We start from the raw sequence: 490 nt of genomic DNA on the forward strand, positions 1-490 counted from the left end.
CCCCCGCCGACGAAGCCCGCCGCCTGGTGGTCCACGGCTTCTTCGCCGAGCTCGCCCAGCGGATCGGACTGCCCTGCCCCGGAAAACGCCTGCTGGCCAAGGTCGACAAGGAGCTCGGCCGAGGAACCCACGCACGCCATGGAGGTTGCGGATGCCAGGGACACTGAGGTACCTGCGGGCCTGCTCGGTCGGTGAACTGGAAGAGGACACCCCGATGCGGGTCGTCCTGGAGGGCGTCCCGGTCTCCGTGGTGCGCACCGAGGGCGAGTTCTACGCCGTCCATGACATCTGCTCACACGCCAACGTCTCCCTTTCCGGCGGGGACGTCACCGACCGGACCATCGGATGCTGGCTGCACACCTCCAGCTTCGACCTGCGAACCGGCCGACCGACCTCGCCGCCGGCGACCGAGCCGATCGCCGTCTACCCCGTGAAGGTGGACGGGGACGACGTGCTCGTCTCCATCACCTCCGGCGAGAGGGAGCTCTGA

Annotated in this window: 1 protein-coding gene; it reads left to right on the forward strand. The window is 69.0% G+C overall.

Going from position 1 to position 490, the window contains the following annotated elements; all coding sequences use genetic code 11:
* Positions 1 to 163 precede the first annotated feature (163 nt).
* Positions 164 to 490, forward strand: coding sequence for a non-heme iron oxygenase ferredoxin subunit (locus tag V7793_RS38020; protein ID WP_336014325.1), 327 nt, complete (start codon positions 164 to 166; stop codon positions 488 to 490).

It is taken from the genome of Streptomyces sp. KLMMK, from assembly GCF_036961605.1.
Lineage (GTDB): Bacteria > Actinomycetota > Actinomycetes > Streptomycetales > Streptomycetaceae > Streptomyces > Streptomyces telluris.